This is a genomic window from [Enterobacter] lignolyticus SCF1 (assembly GCF_000164865.1).
GTDB lineage: Bacteria > Pseudomonadota > Gammaproteobacteria > Enterobacterales > Enterobacteriaceae > Enterobacter_B > Enterobacter_B lignolyticus.
In genome coordinates this window covers 3,230,351-3,246,368 of the sequence record NC_014618.1, presented here as the reverse complement: position 1 = coordinate 3,246,368, position 16,018 = coordinate 3,230,351, and the positions used below count along the sequence as shown (strand labels likewise).

The window sequence follows — 16,018 nt, the reverse complement described above, 5'->3', positions numbered from 1 at the left end:
AAAGGGCTGGCGTTTTATCTTGCCGCAGCGAAAATTTCCCCGGCTTCTACGGGTCTCCTTTTCGGGTAACACGGATACCATAATACGCTACTGTTTTTTTATCCAGTATAATTTGTTGGCAAAATAGCGTCTGGCGAGTAGAATTAATCACCTGCTCGCTTATCCTTCATCAGGCCGCCATCCATGAGTAAACCGTTTACATTGCATTCCGCTTTCCGTCCTTCAGGCGATCAGCCTGAGGCTATTCGCCGCCTGGAAGAGGGGCTTGAAGACGGCCTCGCGCACCAGACGCTGCTTGGCGTGACGGGGTCGGGGAAGACGTTTACCATCGCCAATGTCATTAATAACCTGCAGCGGCCGACCATGGTGCTGGCGCCCAACAAAACGCTGGCGGCGCAGCTGTATGGCGAAATGAAGGAGTTTTTCCCTGAAAACGCGGTGGAGTACTTCGTTTCCTACTACGACTACTACCAGCCGGAAGCGTACGTGCCAAGCTCCGATACCTTCATCGAGAAGGACGCGTCGGTAAACGAGCACATCGAACAGATGCGCCTTTCGGCGACGAAAGCGCTGCTCGAGCGGCGGGACGTCGTGGTTGTGGCGTCGGTGTCCGCCATTTACGGCCTGGGCGACCCGGATCTGTACCTGAAAATGATGCTGCACATGACGGTCGGGATGATCATCGATCAGCGCGCTATTCTGCGTCGGCTGGCGGAGCTGCAGTACACCCGCAACGATCAGGCCTTCCAGCGCGGCACCTTCCGCGTGCGCGGCGAGGTGATCGATATTTTCCCGGCGGAATCGGACGATATCGCGCTGCGCGTTGAGCTGTTCGACGAGGAGGTTGAGCGCCTGTCGCTGTTCGACCCGCTCACCGGACATGTAGAGTCAACCATTCAGCGTTATACCATCTATCCGAAAACGCACTACGTGACCCCGCGTGAACGCATTCTGCAGGCGATGGAGGAGATCAAAGAGGAGCTGGTCGACCGGCGCAAAGTGCTGCTGGCGAACAACAAGCTGCTTGAAGAGCAGCGCCTGAGCCAGCGCACCCAGTTTGACCTTGAAATGATGAACGAGCTGGGCTACTGCTCGGGCATTGAAAACTACTCGCGCTTTCTGTCCGGCCGCGGCCCGGGCGAGCCGCCGCCGACGCTGTTCGACTACCTGCCTGCAGATGGCCTGCTGGTGATCGACGAATCGCATGTGACGATCCCGCAGATCGGCGGAATGTTCCGCGGCGACCGGGCGCGTAAAGAGACGCTGGTGGAGTACGGCTTTCGTCTGCCTTCGGCGCTGGATAACCGTCCGCTGAAATTTGAAGAGTTTGAAGCGCTGGCGCCGCAAACCATTTATGTTTCCGCGACGCCTGGCAACTATGAGCTGGAGAAATCCGGCGGCGAGGTGATTGACCAGGTGGTGCGTCCTACCGGTCTGCTCGATCCGATTATCGAAGTTCGCCCGGTTTCCACCCAGGTGGATGACCTGCTGTCCGAAATTCGCCTGCGCGCCGCCATCAACGAGCGCGTGCTGGTGACGACGCTGACCAAGCGCATGGCGGAAGATTTAACGGAATATCTTGAGGAGCACGGCGAGCGGGTTCGTTACCTGCACTCGGATATCGACACCGTTGAGCGGATGGAGATCATTCGCGACCTGCGCCTCGGCGAGTTTGACGTGCTGGTGGGCATCAACCTGCTGCGAGAAGGGCTGGATATGCCGGAAGTTTCGCTGGTGGCGATTCTGGATGCCGATAAAGAGGGCTTCCTGCGCTCCGAGCGCTCGCTGATTCAGACCATTGGACGCGCGGCGCGCAACGTCAACGGGAAGGCGATTCTGTACGGCGATAAAATTACGCCGTCGATGGCGAAAGCGATCGGCGAGACCGAGCGTCGTCGCGAGAAGCAGTCGCAGTACAATGAAGAACACGGCATCGTGCCGCAGGGTCTGAATAAGAAGGTGGTCGATATTCTGGCGCTCGGCGAGGGGCTGGCGAAAACGCGCGGCAAGGGCCGCGGGAAATCCCGTACGGCCGCGCAGACCGAGGCGGTGGAAAAAGCGCTGACGCCGAAAGCGCTGCAGCAAAAAATCCACGAGCTGGAAGGGCAGATGATGCAGCATGCGCAGAACCTCGAATTCGAGGAAGCCGCGCAGATCCGCGACCAGCTGCACCAGCTACGGGAGCTGTTTATCGTCGCATCCTGAAACGAAAAGAGCCTGTAATGACAGGCTCTTTCGGTTGACGGACTTTCACGCCGCGAGGGGTTTTAACGTAACCGCCGCGGAAATTTCACCCACGCGCGTGCGCCCGGCTCCGGCTTGCGGTTGTTCAAAAAGAACTGCGCATCGTGCAACTGGGCGATACGGGTCACAATGCTTAAGCCGAGCCCAATGCCGCCGTAGCGGCTGTCCATACGCACAAAGGCTTTGCTGAGCTCCCCGCTTTTGGCCTCGTCGATTCCCGGACCTTCGTCTTCGACGGCAAGCGATCCCGGCGAGACGCCGATCGTAATCACCGAGTTTTCCGGGCTGTAGCGATGGGCGTTTTCCACCAGATTGCGCAGCAGCACCCGCAGCAGCGTCGCGTCGCCGGACACCGTGACGTCGTTTACTCCGTCAGGCACCCGCAGCGTTTGCCCGCGATGGGCCAGCATCGTTTCCAGCTCGCCCTGAATCGGTAAAACGACGTCGGCGATTAGCATGACCTGCTGATAGCTTCCCGCGGAAAAGGATTGTCCAACCCGCGCCAGCTGCAGCAGCTGCGTAATGCTGTCGGTCATCTGGTCGAGACGTTGCAGCAACGGCTCGACCTTCACGCCGTGCACTTTAGCCATCAGCTCCAGATGCAGCTTCAGGCCCGCCAGCGGGGTGCGCAGCTCGTGCGCCACGTCGGCGGTAAACATGCGCTCGCGGTCCAGCGTCAGATTAAGCCGCTCAACCAGCTGGTTGATGGCGGCGGTCACCGCGTCCACTTCGCTGACCGACTCCGGCAGGGTGATGGGCTGCAGGTTGTCCGGCGTGCGGCTGTTCAGCTCCTGCTGGAGATCGTAGAGCGGGCGGGTGATGCGCTTGACCGCCTGCAGGCTTATCCACAGCGCCAGGCCGATAATCAGCAGGCTGGGAATCAGCAGGCTCGCCACCGCTTCACGCACCTCATGCTCAATGTGCTTGCGGTTGTTGTGCCCGTGGATAGCGCTTTCGACCAGCAGCTGGATCTGCTCTTTGCTCTCATGCCACAGCCAGAACACGCTGATAAGCTGGCAGACCAGCAGGATAGTCGCGATGGTCAGCAGAAGCTGGCGACGCATCGTCCATTTTTCACGGGCAGAAGGCAGCTTCACTTACTCAACGTCTCCGGATTTCACCAGCATATAGCCAAACCCGCGTACGGTGCGGATCCGCGATTTGCCAATCTTATCGCGCAGGTTATGGATATGGACTTCCAGGGTGTTGGTGGACGGTTCGTTATCCCAGCTATAAATATCGTTGTAGAGGATTTCCCGGTGTACCGGACTGCCGGCCTTGGCCATCAGGCGCGACAGCAGGGCGTACTCCTTCGGCGTCAGCTCAAGCTGGGTCTCCTCCAGCCAGACCTGGCGACGGGTGACGTTGATGCGGATATTGCCGACGCTGATTTCGTTATCGCCCTGATTGTTGTGACGGCGCAGCAGCGCGCGGACGCGGGCGTTGAGTTCTTCCAGAGCGAACGGTTTCACCAGATAGTCGTCAGCGCCGGTGTCGAGGCCCTCAATACGGTCATTGACGGTATCCCGGGCGGTCAGGATCAGAACCGGCAGGGAGAATTTCTCCCGGCGAATACGGCTGAGAAAATCCAGCCCGTCTTCGTCCGGCAGCCCGAGATCCAGCACCATCAGGCTGTAGTGGCTGTTCGCCAGGCACAGCGCCGCCTCGTGCGCGGTGGTGACGCCATCGCACACATACCCTTCGCTCTGCATCGCCAGAATGAGTCCTTGCAGCAGTAGCGAATCGTCTTCAACAACCAGCACTTTCATTTCTATTTATGCTCCTCTGCACGGCGCGATAATGTCATCGCTCGCCTGATATTCCCGGGTGCTGACCCCCAGTATACCTAACATGGTTGAGAAAAGATTATCCTGAGAGTACGCATTCTCGGCGGCGCGCTTCTTCAGGCACGAGTAATTAACGCCGTAGCGCTGCTGGTAATCGTCAGACAGCCAGATAAGCATCGGCACGTGTTTTTGCGTGTCCGGCGCGATTGACCACGGCAGGCCGTGCAGATAGACGCCGTTTTCCCCCAGCGACTCGCCGTGATCCGAGAGGTACACCAGGCTTGTGGTGAACTGCGCCTGCCGTGACTGCAGCAGCTTAATGGCCTTATCGACAACGTAATCGACGTTGACAATGGTGTTGTCGTAGGTGTTGACCAGCTGCTGCTGCGTACAGGTCTGGATTTCATTGCTGTCGCAGGTTGGGGTAAAGGTCTGCTGTTCCGGGCGATAGCGGTTGTAGTAGGTCGGGCCGTGGCTGCCGATGGTGTGCAGGACGATAACGCCGTCGCCTTTCAGGTTGTCGATGTACGTTTCCAGACCGTGGAACAGCACGTCGTCGTGGCATTCGCCGTCGATACACATGCCGGGCAGATTGAGGGCCGTCATATCCTGATGCGGTACGCGGTCGCAGGCGCCTTTGCAGCCGCCGTCGTTTTCGTTCCACAGCACCTTAACGCCGGCGCGCTGGATGACGTCCAGCAGCCCTTCCTGATGCTGCGCCAGCTCTTCGTCGTAGCGGGCGCGCGGCATGTTGGAGAACATGCAGGGAACGGAGACCGCCGTGGCGGTGCCGCAGGAGGTGGTTTTCGGGAAGTAAACCACGTTGTCCTTGGCCAGCCGCGGGGTGGTGTTGCGGGAATAGCCGCCGAGCGAGAAGTTTTCCGCCCGCGTGGTTTCCCCCACCACCAGAATCGTCAGGTTGCGGCGCGGGCCGCTCTTCATTTCGGGGCGCTGGGTAGCGTCTTCACCGATTCGGATCAGCGGCTGGTTCGCCATCTGGTGGTGCGAATACCAGGAGTTAGCGGCGACGATGCTGTTCGACGGGTTCAGGGATTTCACCAGCTCTTTGTTGTTGCGAAACAGCGAGGCGTAATCTTTATAAAACAGCAGGGCGACAACCACGATGAGCAGCGCAGAAACGCCGATGCTTCCCGCGCGAAAGGCGATGCTGCGCCAGGCCCGCGCCGGCTTCTTCATTTTGATCCACCAGGCAAGAGCGACCGCCAGCATGCCGGAAAGCAGGATGACGACGACCATTTTGGTCGACATCAGCGCAAAGCTTTCGGCCGGGGTGGTGTCGATGATGTTGGTTATCATCCCGCGATCGATAATCACGCCGAAGGTTAAGATAAAGTACTGCGCGGCGGCGCTTACCAGGATGAACAGGGTGATCAGCAGGCGATCGAGCCAGAAAAATGAGGCCAGGGTGATAAGAATATTGATGACGCTGAAGGCCACGACCGGCATCGAGAGAAAGACCAGCGCGTTATGCAGCGAGTCCACCGGCAGCAGCGCGAAGGCCTGTTTGTAAAACGCGATATTCAGAAAGAGTGCGATATAAAGGGCAAAAAGAACCAAATAGGTCAAACGCCCAAGCGCCGGACGGCGCAGGCAAAATAGAGACATCACATGAGTCCTGCATAAAATGATGCCGGTATGATGACGGCCGTTTTTTAAGACAACCTTAAGATTTTAAGCTGAGCCATCGTCCGTCACCTTCGGCAGGAAACTGCGTTTACCCCAGCAACTGAATCGCGTCTTCCAGCGCCTTGCGCAGCAGGTGGCGATCGTGGCGGTAGCGAATATCGCGGGCCTCGAGCGGCCGCTGGATGACCACGCGGTCTTCCATGCCGCGGATATCCTCATGCGGGCCGACGACCACCGCGTCGATCGCCGGTTTGCCGACGTAGTGCTCCATGGTGCTCACTCGTTCCCGTAGCGTCAGGCTGGCGGCCGCCGGGCTGAGTTCCCGCCCGAGGTTGGCGATATAGACCATCGGCGCCGGGGTGCGGCGCAGGGCCTGCGCCATCTCCGGCAGCAGCAGAATCGGCATCAGGCTGGTGTAAAAACTGCCCGGCCCAATCAGTATCAGGTCGGCCTGGGCAATGGCCTGCACCGCTTCCCGGGTCGTGGCGACGGCGGGGTAGAGCGAGAGCTCTTTTGGCGGCACCGCGAGCTGGTCGATGTTGACTTCGCCGTACACCTCGTGGCCTTCAGCATCGATAGCCATCAGATCGACGGCCATTTCCGACATCGGGATCAGCGAGGCGTCAACCTTCAGCAGGTTTTTGATTAAATTGATCGCCTCAAGAGGGCGCACGCTCAGGTGATCCAGCGCCTTTAGCATCAAATTTCCGAGGTTATGGCCGGAAAGTTCGCCATTACCGCTAAAACGGTACTCAAACATCGCCGACGCCACGCTGGGTTCGGTAATCAGCTGGTTCAGGCAATTGCGCATATCTCCCCAGGCGATACCGCCCTCCGAGCGGCGAATGCGTCCGGTGGATCCGCCGTTATCCGTGGTCGTAACAATCCCGGTTAAACGAGATCCCAGCGAAGAGAGGGAGGACATCACGCGTCCCAGACCGTGCCCGCCGCCCAGCGCGACGACGCGATCGAGATCCGCAAAAGTACGATTGCGCATAAAATTCCTTATGACTTAAACAACCTAAGAGTATCCGAACTACCCCTAAAAGACGATGCCCGGAGCCCGGCAAAATGATGCATATCAATGCAAAAGCGTGATTTATGCGTATTCTGTAGTGAAAGTGCACGATCATGTCGCTATATACAAGTTTATATAGCGTAAACGTTGAATGGCGAAAGCGCTATTTACACGCTACTATCGGCATTACCTGCTTCTGATGAAGCTACACTCTAGCCTTTGCACCTGGGTCTGCGGATACGGTGTTCTGGCCGTGGCGACGGCGACGTCGCCACCAGGGTACAGGAAGAAATGACTGTGCCTCCCGTATCTGGAAAGGTGTATATGGCCTCACAACTCACTGATGCTTTCGCACGCAAGTTTTACTATTTGCGTCTGTCGATAACCGATGTGTGCAATTTTCGTTGCACCTACTGCCTGCCGGATGGCTACAAGCCCGGCAGCGTCAGCAATAACGGTTTTCTTACCGTCGATGAAATTCGTCGCGTGACCCGCGCCTTCTCCGCGCTCGGCACGGAAAAAGTGCGCCTGACCGGCGGGGAACCGTCGCTGCGCCGCGACTTTGTCGACATTATCGCGGCGGTGCGGGAAAACCCGGTGATTCGCCAGATTGCGGTGACCACCAACGGTTATCGCCTGGCGCGCGATGCCGCGCTCTGGCGCGATGCCGGCCTGACGCACGTCAACGTCAGCGTCGACAGCCTGGATGCCCGTCAGTTTCACGCCATCACCGGGCAGGACAAGTTCCGGCAGGTGATGGACGGTATTGATGCCGCATTCGCCGCGGGCTTTGATAAAGTGAAGGTCAACACCGTGCTGATGCGCGATGTCAACCACCACCAGCTCGACACCTTTCTGGCCTGGATCAAACCGCGCCGCATTCAGTTACGCTTCATTGAGCTAATGGAAACCGGCGAGGGCAGTGACCTGTTCCGCAAGCACCATATCTCAGGCATGGTGCTGCGTGATGAACTGCTTAAGCGTGGCTGGATCCATCAACTCCGACAGCGCAGCGACGGCCCGGCGCAGGTCTTTTGTCATCCGGATTACGCCGGAGAGATCGGCTTAATCATGCCGTATGAAAAAGACTTTTGCGCCAGCTGTAACCGTCTGCGCGTCTCCTCGACGGGAAAACTGCACCTGTGCCTGTTTGGCGACGGCGGCATCAGTCTGCGCGATCTGATGGCTGACGATACCCAGCAGCAGGCGCTGGAGGCGCGGATCTCAAGCGCGCTGACCGCGAAAAAGCAGACCCATTTCCTGCATCAGGGCAATACCGGAATTACCCAGAACCTCTCATATATCGGCGGTTAACGCCGTAACGAACAAGGAGTTTTTCCATGAGTCAGGTGAGCGCTGAATTTATCCCGACCCGCATTGCGGTTCTTACCGTGTCCAGCCGCCGCGGCGAAGAAGACGATACCTCCGGCCACTATCTGCGCGATGTGGCGCATGAGGCCGGGCATCAGGTGGTCGATAAAGCCATCGTGAAAGAAAACCGCTACGCCATTCGCGCGCAGGTTTCCGCGTGGATAGCCCGCGATGACGTTCAGGTGGTGCTGATTAACGGCGGCACCGGTTTTACCGACGGCGACCAGGCGCCGGAAGCGCTGCTGCCGCTGTTCGATCGCGAAATCGAAGGTTTCGGCGAAGTGTTCCGGATGCTGTCGTTTGAAGAAATTGGCACCTCGACGCTGCAGTCCCGCGCGGTCGCGGGGGTGGCGAACCGCACGCTGATTTTCGCGATGCCGGGCTCGACCAAAGCCTGCCGCACCGCCTGGGAAAATATTATCGCGCCGCAGCTCGATGCGCGTACGCGCCCGTGTAACTTTCATCCTCATTTAAAGAAATAAGCTATGTCGCAACTGACCCACATTAACGCCGCAGGCGAAGCGCATATGGTCGACGTCTCGGCAAAGGCCGAGACGGTTCGCGAAGCCAGCGCTGAAGCCTTCGTCACCATGCTGCCGGAAACCCTCGCGATGATCGTCGACGGGCGCCATCACAAGGGCGACGTTTTCGCCACCGCGCGCATCGCCGGGATCCAGGCGGCGAAACGCACCTGGGAGCTTATCCCGCTGTGCCATCCGCTGATGCTCAGCAAGGTGGAGGTCAATCTGCAGGCGCAGCCCGAGCATAGCCGGGTGCGTGTTGAGGCGCTGTGCCGCCTGACCGGGAAAACCGGCGTCGAAATGGAAGCCTTGACCGCCGCGTCCGTGGCGGCGCTGACCATCTATGACATGTGCAAAGCGGTACAAAAGGATATGGTGATTGGCCCGGTTCGCCTGCTGGCGAAAAGCGGCGGTAAATCCGGAGATTTTAGGGCGCAACCGAATGATTAACGTACTTTTTTTCGCGCAGGTGCGCGAACTGGTCGGCACCGACAGGCTGACGTTTGAGACGCTCGCGGCGGACAATGTTGAAACCCTGCGCCAGCAGCTGGCGAGCCGCGGCGACCGCTGGGCGCTGGCGCTGGAGGAAGGCAAGCTGCTGGCCGCCGTCAATCAGACGCTGGTGGCATTCGATCATCCCCTCGCCGACGGCGATGAGGTGGCCTTCTTTCCGCCGGTGACGGGAGGCTGAAATGAGCGAAACCCGTATTATCGTCGATACCGCCGCGTTTGACGTCGGCGCGGAATACCGCTGGCTTGCCGGGCGCGACGAGGACGGCGCGGTGGTGACGTTCACCGGCAAGGTGCGTAACCACAACCTGGGCGACAGCGTAAAAGCGCTGACCCTGGAGCACTATCCCGGCATGACGGAGAAGGCGCTGGCGGAGATTGTTGAAGAAGCCCGCAGCCGCTGGCCGCTCGGGCGGGTAACGCTTATCCACCGCATCGGCGAAATGTGGCCGGGCGAAGAGATTGTCTTCGTCGGCGTGACCAGCGCGCACCGCAGCAGCGCGTTTGCCGCTGGCGAGTTTGTGATGGACTACCTGAAAACCCGGGCGCCCTTCTGGAAACGGGAAGCCACGCCGGAAGGCGAACGCTGGGTGGACGCGCGCGACAGCGATCGTGAAGCGGCAGAGCGTTGGCAGTAGAATGTGATACGCTTAGTTTTATTATCCCCTCGCGGGCGATCGTTTAATCAGGAGACCATCATGGACCGATTTCCTCGTTCCGATACTATCGTGCAGGCGCGCTCTGGCCTGCAAACCTATATGGCGCAGGTTTATGGCTGGATGACGTGCGGGCTGCTGCTGACGGCCTTTGTCGCTTGGTATGCGGCGAACACGCCGGAGGTGATGATGTTCGTCTTCTCCAGCAAAATCACCTTCTTCGGGCTGGTTATCGCTCAGCTGGCGCTGGTATTCGTACTGTCAGGCATGGTCCAGCGCTTGAGCGCGGGTCTCGCCACCACGCTGTTCATGCTCTATTCGGCGCTGACCGGGCTCACGCTCGCCAGCATTTTTCTCGTCTACACCTACAGCTCGATCGCCAGCACCTTTGTGGTTACCGCCGGGATGTTCGGCGCGATGAGCCTCTACGGCTATACCACCAAACGCGACCTGAGCGGTGTTGGCAAAATGCTGTTTATGGCGCTGATTGGCATCGTTCTGGCGTCGCTGGTCAATATCTGGCTGAAGAGCACGCCGCTGATGTGGGCCGTGACCTATATCGGCGTGCTGGTGTTTGTCGGCCTGACGGCGTACGACACCCAGAAGCTGAAGGCGATCGGCGAGCAGATTGATACCCGCGACAGCAGCACGATGCGCAAATACGCCATTCTTGGCGCGCTGACGCTGTACCTCGACTTTATCAACCTGTTCCTGATGCTGCTGCGTATTTTCGGCAACCGTCGCTGATTTCGGGCTCCGGGCGCGCCTGCGCCCGGGGCCTTTTCCGCTGCAAAATTCCTTTCTGCTGCTCTCATTTCTGCACGAAATAATGTAGTAGCCATCACAAAAAGATGCGGTATTACGGAATTTTCCGTAAAGTCCGGTACTCTGAATACGAGTCAAAAATGCTGCAGGAGAGATGCCATGAAGTGGCAACAACATGTTCGTGTCGTAACCGGCCTGAGCTGCTGGCAGATTATATTGCATCTGCTGGTGGTCGCTGTCCTGGTCATGGGATGGATGAGCGGCCTGCTGGTGCACGTCGGTCTGGGCCTGTGCGCACTATACGGCGCGACGCTGCTGACCATGCTTTTTTTGCAGCGCCATCAGGAAGCGCGTCTGCGCGATATTGGTGATTTCCTTGAAGAGCTCACCACCACCTGGTATTTCGGCAACGCGGTGATCGTGCTGTGGCTGCTGTCGCGCGTGCTGCATAACAATTTTCTGCTGGCCCTGGCCGGCGTGGTTATCCTGGCCGGGCCAGCGGTGGTTTCGCTGCTGGTGAAGGACAAAAAGTTAAGCAATCTTCCGGCGGAACATCGCGTACGCCACTGATCCCGTCGTGGCCGCTATCACCAGCAGCGGCCACAAACTTTGCCAGACGATGTCAAAGCTGGCGTCCTTGAGGTAAATCTGCTTGGTAATATCGGTAAAGTGACGAATCGGGTTAATCCACGTCACGTCCTGTAGCCATACGGGCATATTCTCCACCGGGGAAACATACCCTGACAGCAGAATGGCCGGCATCATAAAGACGAAAACGCCGATAAACGCCTGCTGCTGCGTTGAGCACAGCGACGAAATCAGCAGGCCGAAACCGACCAGCGACAGGCCGTAGACCACCATCGTGAAGTAAAACAGCAGCAGCGATCCGGCAAAGGGGATCTGATAGGCCCAGATGCCGACGCCCAGCACGATAGTGGCCTGAAAGGTGGCGACTATCAGCGCCGGAACGGCTTTGCCGACGAAAATCTGCCAGGTGGCGAGCGGAGAGACCAGCAGCTGATCCAGCGTCCCCTGTTCGCGCTCGCGCGCCACGGACAGCGAGGTCACAATCATCACGCCGATGGTGGTTATCATGGCGATAAGCGACGGCACCACGAACCACTTATAGTCCAGATTCGGGTTATACCAGTTGCGGACAACCAGCTCGCTGTTGTTGGGTTTGGCTTTCCCCTCCAGCAGCTCCTGCTGGTAGTTCTCAACGATTTGCTGCAAATAATTCGCCGCGATCTGCGCGCTGTTGGAGTTGCGCCCGTCGAGAATCAGCTGCATCGGCGCCGTTTCGAAGCGGTCGAGATTGCGCGAGAAATCCGCCGGGAAACGCACCAGCAGGAGCGCTTTTTGCGTGTCGATAGTCGGCTGGATCTCCTGCGGGCTTTTCAGCAGCAGCACGTGGGTAAACGCTTTGGCGCGGGCGAAGCGCTGGGTCAGCTCCACGGAGTGCTGGCCGTTATCTTCGTCGTAGATGGCGATGGTGGCGTTGGTCACCTCAAGGGTGGCGGCAAACGGGAACAGCAGCACCTGAATCAGCACCGGCATAATCAGAATGGCGCGGGTCTGCGGTTCGCGCAGCAGCGACTGCAGCTCTTTGCGAATTAGCGTCAGTAGTCGATAAAACATTGTCGCTCCTTAGTCCAGCCGCCGTTTGGTTTTAAGCCACGTCAGGCCAATAAACATCACCGCCGAGGCAATCAAAAACAGCGTATTGACGAAAAGCACCACCGGAATGTTGCCGGCGAGAAACAGGCTTTGCAGGGTGCTGACGAAATAGCGCGCCGGAATGATATAGGTCACTGCGCGAATCGCGGCGGGCATACTGTCTATCTGGAAAATAAAGCCGGACAGCATGATCGACGGCAAAAACGCCGCGTTCAGCGCCACCTGGGCGGCGTTAAACTGGTTGCGGGTGATGGTGGAAATAAGCAGCCCCATCCCCAGCGTGCTCAGTAAAAACAGGCTGGTTATCAGAAACAGGATAACCAGCGAGCCGCGGTACGGCACGCCGAGGATAAACACCGCCACCAGCATGCAGAGCAGCATCGCCAGCATGCCGAGAAAGTAGTAGGGGATAAGCTTGCACAACAGCAGCTCGACGCGGGTCACCTCCGTTGACAGCAGCGCCTCCATGGTGCCGCGCTCCCATTCGCGGGCGATCACCAGCGAGGTCAGGATCGCGCCGATCACCGTCATGATAATGGTTACCGCGCCGGGGATAATAAAATGCTGGCTGATGGCCGCCGGGTTGAACCAGTAGCGCAGCTGCACGTCGATCAGCGGCTCCAGGGTTTCGCCGTTGTCCTGCGCGCGCTGCTGTTGCCAGATCTGCCAGATGCCCTGGACGTAGCCCTGCACAAAGTTGGCGGTATTCGGCTCGCTGCCGTCGGTGATAACCTGGATGGGCGCGGTATCTCCGGGGCGCGCCATCTGGCTGTCGAAGTTGACCGGCACCACCACCAGGCCGCGAATGCGCCCGGCCTGCATTTTTTGAATCAGCGCCTGGCGGCTGTCGCTGATGGTGGCGTCAATATAGGGCGAGCCGGTGAGGGCGTGGGCGAAATCCAGCGCCTCCTGGCTTTGCTGCTCAAGCAGGATCCCGACCCGCAGCTTACTGGAGTCGAGGTTAATACCGTAGCCGAAGATAAACAGCAGCATCAGCGGGATCACCACCGCGATCAGCCAGCTGCTGGGGTCGCGGACAATCTGCCGGGTCTCTTTGACGCACAGGGCGCGCACCCGCCGCCAGGAGAAAAGGCTATTGCGCATCGGTATGCTCCTTATCCCAGTCGTGGATAAGCGTGATAAACGCCTGCTCCATGGTCGGGTCCGGGGTTGCGGCATCGGCCGCCTGCGCCTTTAGCGCATCGGGCGTGCCGCTGGCGATAAGCTTGCCGCGGTACACCAGCCCTATGCGGTCGCAGTATTCCGCCTCATCCATAAAGTGGGTGGTGACCATCACCGTTACCCCTTTTTCCACCATGCTGTTGATATGCAGCCAGAATTCGCGGCGGGTGAGAGGGTCGACGCCTGACGTCGGCTCATCGAGGAACAGAATATCCGGTTCGTGCATCAGCGAGCAGGCCAGCGCCAGGCGCTGCTTATAGCCGAGCGGCAGGTCGTCGGTGGCGTGGCTGGCAATGCTCTTTAAGGCGAAGGCCTCGCTCATGCGGGCGATTTTTTCGCTCTGTGCGCGGCCGCGCAGGCCGTACACGCCGGAGAAAAAGCGCAGGTTCTGCTCGACCGTCAGGTTGCCGTAGAGCGAGAATTTTTGCGCCATATAGCCCAGGTGCTGACGGGCCTTCCCGGAGCTCACTTTGAGGTCCATATCCAGCACCAGCGCCTGGCCGGAGGTGGGGACCAGCAGGCCACACATCATCTTAAAGGTGGTGGATTTCCCCGCGCCGTTGGGCCCGAGCAGGCCGAAGATCTCCCCGCGTTTTACGCTGAAGTCGACGCGATCGGTGGCGGCAAAATCGCCAAACTTTTTGGTCAGCGCTCTGGCTTCAATGACCGTCTCGTCTTTCGCGCCCTCCACGGTATGCAAAATGGCGCCCAGCGGCGATTCCGAGGTCCCGGCCCCGCCGAGCAGGTCAATAAACGCATCCTCGAAGCGCGGCGCCGTTTCGTCGAGGGTTATCTCAGGCATCGCGTCAGCGCGGCAAATATCGTCGGCGCGGGCCTCTTTCTTCAGGATCAGGCGTACCGAGCGCCCCTGGATCATCCCGTCGCTCACCTGCGGCAGCTTCAGCACCTGCTGGAGCAGGCGGCGGTTATTGACCGTCGGGCTGCTCATCAAAAAGCTGCGGCCGCGCATGGTGTCGGTCAGCGCCCTGGGCTCGCCCTGGTACAGCAGCTCGCCTTCGTTCATCAGCAGCACGTCGCGGCACTGTTCGGCTTCGTCGAGGTAGGAGGTGCTCCAGAGGATGAGCATCCCTTCGCCCGCCAGCTCGTGCACCATTTGCCACAGCTCGCGGCGTGAGATAGGGTCGACGCCGACGCCGGGCTCATCGAGCAGCAGCACCTTCGGTTCGCCCACCAGCGTACAGGCGAGCCCCAGCTTCTGCTTCATGCCGCCGGAAAGCTTCCCGGCTAAGCGACCGGTGAAGGGGCCGAGCGAGGTGAATTCCAGCAGCCGGGCGAAGGTTTTTTTCCGCGCCTCTCCGGTGACGCTGCGTAGATCGGCATAGAGATTGAGGTTTTCCATCACCGTCAGATCTTCATACAGGCCAAATTTCTGCGGCATATAGCCCAGCGCCGCGTGCAGGGCGCTGTTGTCATGGATAGGGTCGAAACCGATGACGCTGGCGCGGCCTTCGTCCGGCTTGAGCAGCCCGGCGAGCATCCGCATCAGGGTGGTTTTCCCCGCGCCGTCCGGCCCGACCAGCCCGGTGACATAGCCGGAGCGAATCGTACAGTCGAGCTTCGCGACCGCCGGTTTGTCCATACCGGCGAAGCGTTTTACAAGCCCGTCGAGCGCGATCGTCGACTCACTCATGCGCCGCTCCGCCCGTGAACTTCACCGTGACCGGCATTCCCTGGCGCAGGGCATCGTCGGCATCGGTGACGACGATGCGCAGGCGATAGACGAGGTCGGTGCGCAGATCCGGCGTTTCTACCGTTTTCGGCGTGAACTCCGCCGTTGGCGAGACAAAACCGATTTTACCGTGATACGGCGTGTTCGGACGGCCGTCGGTGTACAGCAGCAGCTCGCGGCCCGGCTGCGCCTGACCCAGGTTTTTCTCATCCACATAGGCGCGTATCCACACCGGACGCGTCAGAGAGAGCGTCAGTACGGTGCTGCCGGCGCTGAGCATGCTGCCCGGCTCCACGGCGCGGGTGAGGATCGTGCCGTCGGAGGGGGCGAGCAGGGTGGTATCCTGCAGGTCGAGCTGCGATTGCGCCAGCTGCGCCTGGGCCTGTTCCAGACCGGCTCTCGCTTCCTCAATTTCCTGCGGGCGGTTGCCGGCGTGATACTGGTTTAGCTTATCCTGTGCGGATTTCAGGCTGGCCAGCGACTGATCCCGCGAGGAGCGCGCATTCTCCAGGTCGTTGGCGGAGATGGTGCGGCTGGCCCACAGACCCTGCTGACGCTGATAAAAATTCTGCGCGTAGTCATAGGCGGCCTGCGCCTGACGCACGGCGGCCGCGGCCTGCGCTATCTCTTCATCGCGGTACCCGGCGACGGTGAGATCGTATTTCGCCTGCGCCGCCGCTACGTTGGCTTTCGCCTGCATCAGGGCGTTTTCATACGGCGCGCGATCGATTTCGCCAACGGTTTGTCCGGCCTTGACCGCATCGCCTTCATCCACCTGCAGGGCCTGCAGGCGTCCCCCTACGCGAAAGCTCATGTTCACGGTGCGAATATCCACGTTGCCGTACAGCGTCAGCCCGTTATTCTGGCGACTCTCATACCACAGCGCGCCGCCAGCGACGGCCGCGACGACCAGCACAACCGCCAGGATAACAATGACGGGTTTCTTCATG

16 protein-coding genes and 1 riboswitch are annotated in these 16,018 nt (G+C 59.5%); of the genes, 8 read left to right on the top strand and 8 right to left on the bottom strand.

The genetic code is table 11. The features are described 5' to 3' along the window. The first annotated feature begins 183 nt into the window (after positions 1 to 183). Entirely contained in the window at positions 184 to 2,205 is a 2,022-nt protein-coding gene (gene uvrB / locus ENTCL_RS15125) for an excinuclease ABC subunit UvrB (RefSeq protein WP_013367021.1), read from the top strand. A gap of 62 nt (positions 2,206 to 2,267) precedes the next feature. Here uvrB and pmrB read toward each other — a convergent pair whose 3' ends face one another. The 4 genes from pmrB to yvcK all read right to left on the bottom strand — a co-directional run bounded on the left by pmrB (position 2,268) and on the right by yvcK (position 6,675). Continuing rightward, positions 2,268 to 3,335 carry a two-component system sensor histidine kinase PmrB gene (gene pmrB / locus ENTCL_RS15120; RefSeq protein WP_275249008.1) on the bottom strand — a complete coding sequence of 356 codons (1,068 nt, stop codon included), beginning with the start codon at positions 3,333 to 3,335 and terminating at the stop codon, positions 2,268 to 2,270. A gap of 6 nt (positions 3,336 to 3,341) precedes the next feature. Then, positions 3,342 to 4,013: a two-component system response regulator PmrA gene (pmrA, locus tag ENTCL_RS15115; RefSeq protein ID WP_013367019.1), complete on the bottom strand. Its 672-nt coding sequence runs from the start codon at positions 4,011 to 4,013 to the stop codon at positions 3,342 to 3,344. 6 nt (positions 4,014 to 4,019) lie between these two features. Then, positions 4,020 to 5,657 (bottom strand): phosphoethanolamine transferase EptA, encoded by a 1,638-nt coding sequence (gene eptA, locus ENTCL_RS15110; RefSeq protein WP_013367018.1) that lies wholly within the window; start codon positions 5,655 to 5,657, stop codon positions 4,020 to 4,022. Between the two features lie 109 nt (positions 5,658 to 5,766). Further along, a complete protein-coding gene (gene yvcK / locus ENTCL_RS15105) occupies positions 5,767 to 6,675 on the bottom strand; it encodes a uridine diphosphate-N-acetylglucosamine-binding protein YvcK (RefSeq protein WP_013367017.1) in 909 nt (302 codons plus the stop codon). 217 nt (positions 6,676 to 6,892) lie between these two features. Further along, positions 6,893 to 7,033: riboswitch (molybdenum cofactor riboswitch) on the top strand. On the opposite strand from yvcK, the gene moaA reads away from it, so the two are divergent. From moaA to ENTCL_RS15070, 7 genes are all read left to right on the top strand, one after another. Further along, positions 7,021 to 8,010 (top strand): GTP 3',8-cyclase MoaA, encoded by a 990-nt coding sequence (gene moaA / locus ENTCL_RS15100; protein WP_013367016.1) that lies wholly within the window; start codon positions 7,021 to 7,023, stop codon positions 8,008 to 8,010. It overlaps the preceding riboswitch by 13 nt. Before the next feature lie 26 nt (positions 8,011 to 8,036). Then, positions 8,037 to 8,549, top strand: a complete 513-nt coding sequence (gene moaB / locus ENTCL_RS15095; protein ID WP_013367015.1) for a molybdenum cofactor biosynthesis protein B — start codon at positions 8,037 to 8,039, stop codon at positions 8,547 to 8,549. A gap of 3 nt (positions 8,550 to 8,552) precedes the next feature. After that, positions 8,553 to 9,038, top strand: a complete 486-nt coding sequence (moaC, locus tag ENTCL_RS15090) for a cyclic pyranopterin monophosphate synthase MoaC (protein ID WP_013367014.1) — start codon at positions 8,553 to 8,555, stop codon at positions 9,036 to 9,038. Next, positions 9,031 to 9,279: a molybdopterin synthase sulfur carrier subunit gene (moaD, locus tag ENTCL_RS15085; RefSeq protein WP_013367013.1), complete on the top strand. Its 249-nt coding sequence runs from the start codon at positions 9,031 to 9,033 to the stop codon at positions 9,277 to 9,279. The genes moaC and moaD overlap by 8 nt, the downstream gene beginning before the upstream one ends. Before the next feature lies 1 nt (position 9,280). Then, a complete protein-coding gene (gene moaE / locus ENTCL_RS15080; protein ID WP_013367012.1) occupies positions 9,281 to 9,736 on the top strand; it encodes a molybdopterin synthase catalytic subunit MoaE in 456 nt (151 codons plus the stop codon). A gap of 60 nt (positions 9,737 to 9,796) precedes the next feature. Next, positions 9,797 to 10,501 (top strand): Bax inhibitor-1/YccA family protein, encoded by a 705-nt coding sequence (locus ENTCL_RS15075; protein WP_013367011.1) that lies wholly within the window; start codon positions 9,797 to 9,799, stop codon positions 10,499 to 10,501. A gap of 177 nt (positions 10,502 to 10,678) precedes the next feature. Beyond that, complete coding sequence (locus ENTCL_RS15070) at positions 10,679 to 11,089, top strand: YbhQ family protein (protein WP_013367010.1); 411 nt, start codon at positions 10,679 to 10,681, stop codon at positions 11,087 to 11,089. Here ENTCL_RS15070 and ENTCL_RS15065 read toward each other — a convergent pair. From ENTCL_RS15065 to hlyD, 4 genes are read right to left on the bottom strand one after another with little or no spacing between them, the layout of a single operon-like run. Next, positions 11,051 to 12,157 carry an ABC transporter permease gene (locus ENTCL_RS15065; RefSeq protein WP_013367009.1) on the bottom strand — a complete coding sequence of 369 codons (1,107 nt, stop codon included), beginning with the start codon at positions 12,155 to 12,157 and terminating at the stop codon, positions 11,051 to 11,053. The two genes, ENTCL_RS15070 and ENTCL_RS15065, sit on opposite strands and share 39 nt — an antisense overlap. A gap of 9 nt (positions 12,158 to 12,166) precedes the next feature. Further along, positions 12,167 to 13,300, bottom strand: a complete 1,134-nt coding sequence (locus tag ENTCL_RS15060) for an ABC transporter permease (protein ID WP_013367008.1) — start codon at positions 13,298 to 13,300, stop codon at positions 12,167 to 12,169. After that, entirely contained in the window at positions 13,290 to 15,029 is a 1,740-nt protein-coding gene (locus ENTCL_RS15055; protein WP_013367007.1) for an ATP-binding cassette domain-containing protein, read from the bottom strand. Before ENTCL_RS15055 ends, ENTCL_RS15060 begins: the two co-directional genes overlap by 11 nt. Beyond that, positions 15,022 to 16,017, bottom strand: coding sequence for a secretion protein HlyD (gene hlyD, locus ENTCL_RS15050; protein ID WP_013367006.1), 996 nt, complete (start codon positions 16,015 to 16,017; stop codon positions 15,022 to 15,024). Before hlyD ends, ENTCL_RS15055 begins: the two co-directional genes overlap by 8 nt. Between the last annotated feature and the right edge of the window lies 1 nt (position 16,018).

What these genes read in the sequence shown, in the direction of transcription:
- uvrB (WP_013367021.1), top strand. Translation starts at nt 184, where the DNA reads ATGAGTAAACCGTTTACATTGCATTCCGCTTTCCGTCCTTCAGGCGAT.
- pmrA (WP_013367019.1), bottom strand. Translation starts at nt 4,013, where the DNA reads ATGAAAGTGCTGGTTGTTGAAGACGATTCGCTACTGCTGCAAGGACTC.
- eptA (WP_013367018.1), bottom strand. Translation starts at nt 5,657, where the DNA reads ATGTCTCTATTTTGCCTGCGCCGTCCGGCGCTTGGGCGTTTGACCTAT.
- yvcK (WP_013367017.1), bottom strand. Translation starts at nt 6,675, where the DNA reads ATGCGCAATCGTACTTTTGCGGATCTCGATCGCGTCGTCGCGCTGGGC.
- moaA (WP_013367016.1), top strand. Translation starts at nt 7,021, where the DNA reads ATGGCCTCACAACTCACTGATGCTTTCGCACGCAAGTTTTACTATTTG.
- moaB (WP_013367015.1), top strand. Translation starts at nt 8,037, where the DNA reads ATGAGTCAGGTGAGCGCTGAATTTATCCCGACCCGCATTGCGGTTCTT.
- moaC (WP_013367014.1), top strand. Translation starts at nt 8,553, where the DNA reads ATGTCGCAACTGACCCACATTAACGCCGCAGGCGAAGCGCATATGGTC.
- moaD (WP_013367013.1), top strand. Translation starts at nt 9,031, where the DNA reads ATGATTAACGTACTTTTTTTCGCGCAGGTGCGCGAACTGGTCGGCACC.
- moaE (WP_013367012.1), top strand. Translation starts at nt 9,281, where the DNA reads ATGAGCGAAACCCGTATTATCGTCGATACCGCCGCGTTTGACGTCGGC.
- ENTCL_RS15075 (WP_013367011.1), top strand. Translation starts at nt 9,797, where the DNA reads ATGGACCGATTTCCTCGTTCCGATACTATCGTGCAGGCGCGCTCTGGC.
- ENTCL_RS15070 (WP_013367010.1), top strand. Translation starts at nt 10,679, where the DNA reads ATGAAGTGGCAACAACATGTTCGTGTCGTAACCGGCCTGAGCTGCTGG.
- ENTCL_RS15065 (WP_013367009.1), bottom strand. Translation starts at nt 12,157, where the DNA reads ATGTTTTATCGACTACTGACGCTAATTCGCAAAGAGCTGCAGTCGCTG.
- ENTCL_RS15060 (WP_013367008.1), bottom strand. Translation starts at nt 13,300, where the DNA reads ATGCGCAATAGCCTTTTCTCCTGGCGGCGGGTGCGCGCCCTGTGCGTC.
- ENTCL_RS15055 (WP_013367007.1), bottom strand. Translation starts at nt 15,029, where the DNA reads ATGAGTGAGTCGACGATCGCGCTCGACGGGCTTGTAAAACGCTTCGCC.
- hlyD (WP_013367006.1), bottom strand. Translation starts at nt 16,017, where the DNA reads ATGAAGAAACCCGTCATTGTTATCCTGGCGGTTGTGCTGGTCGTCGCG.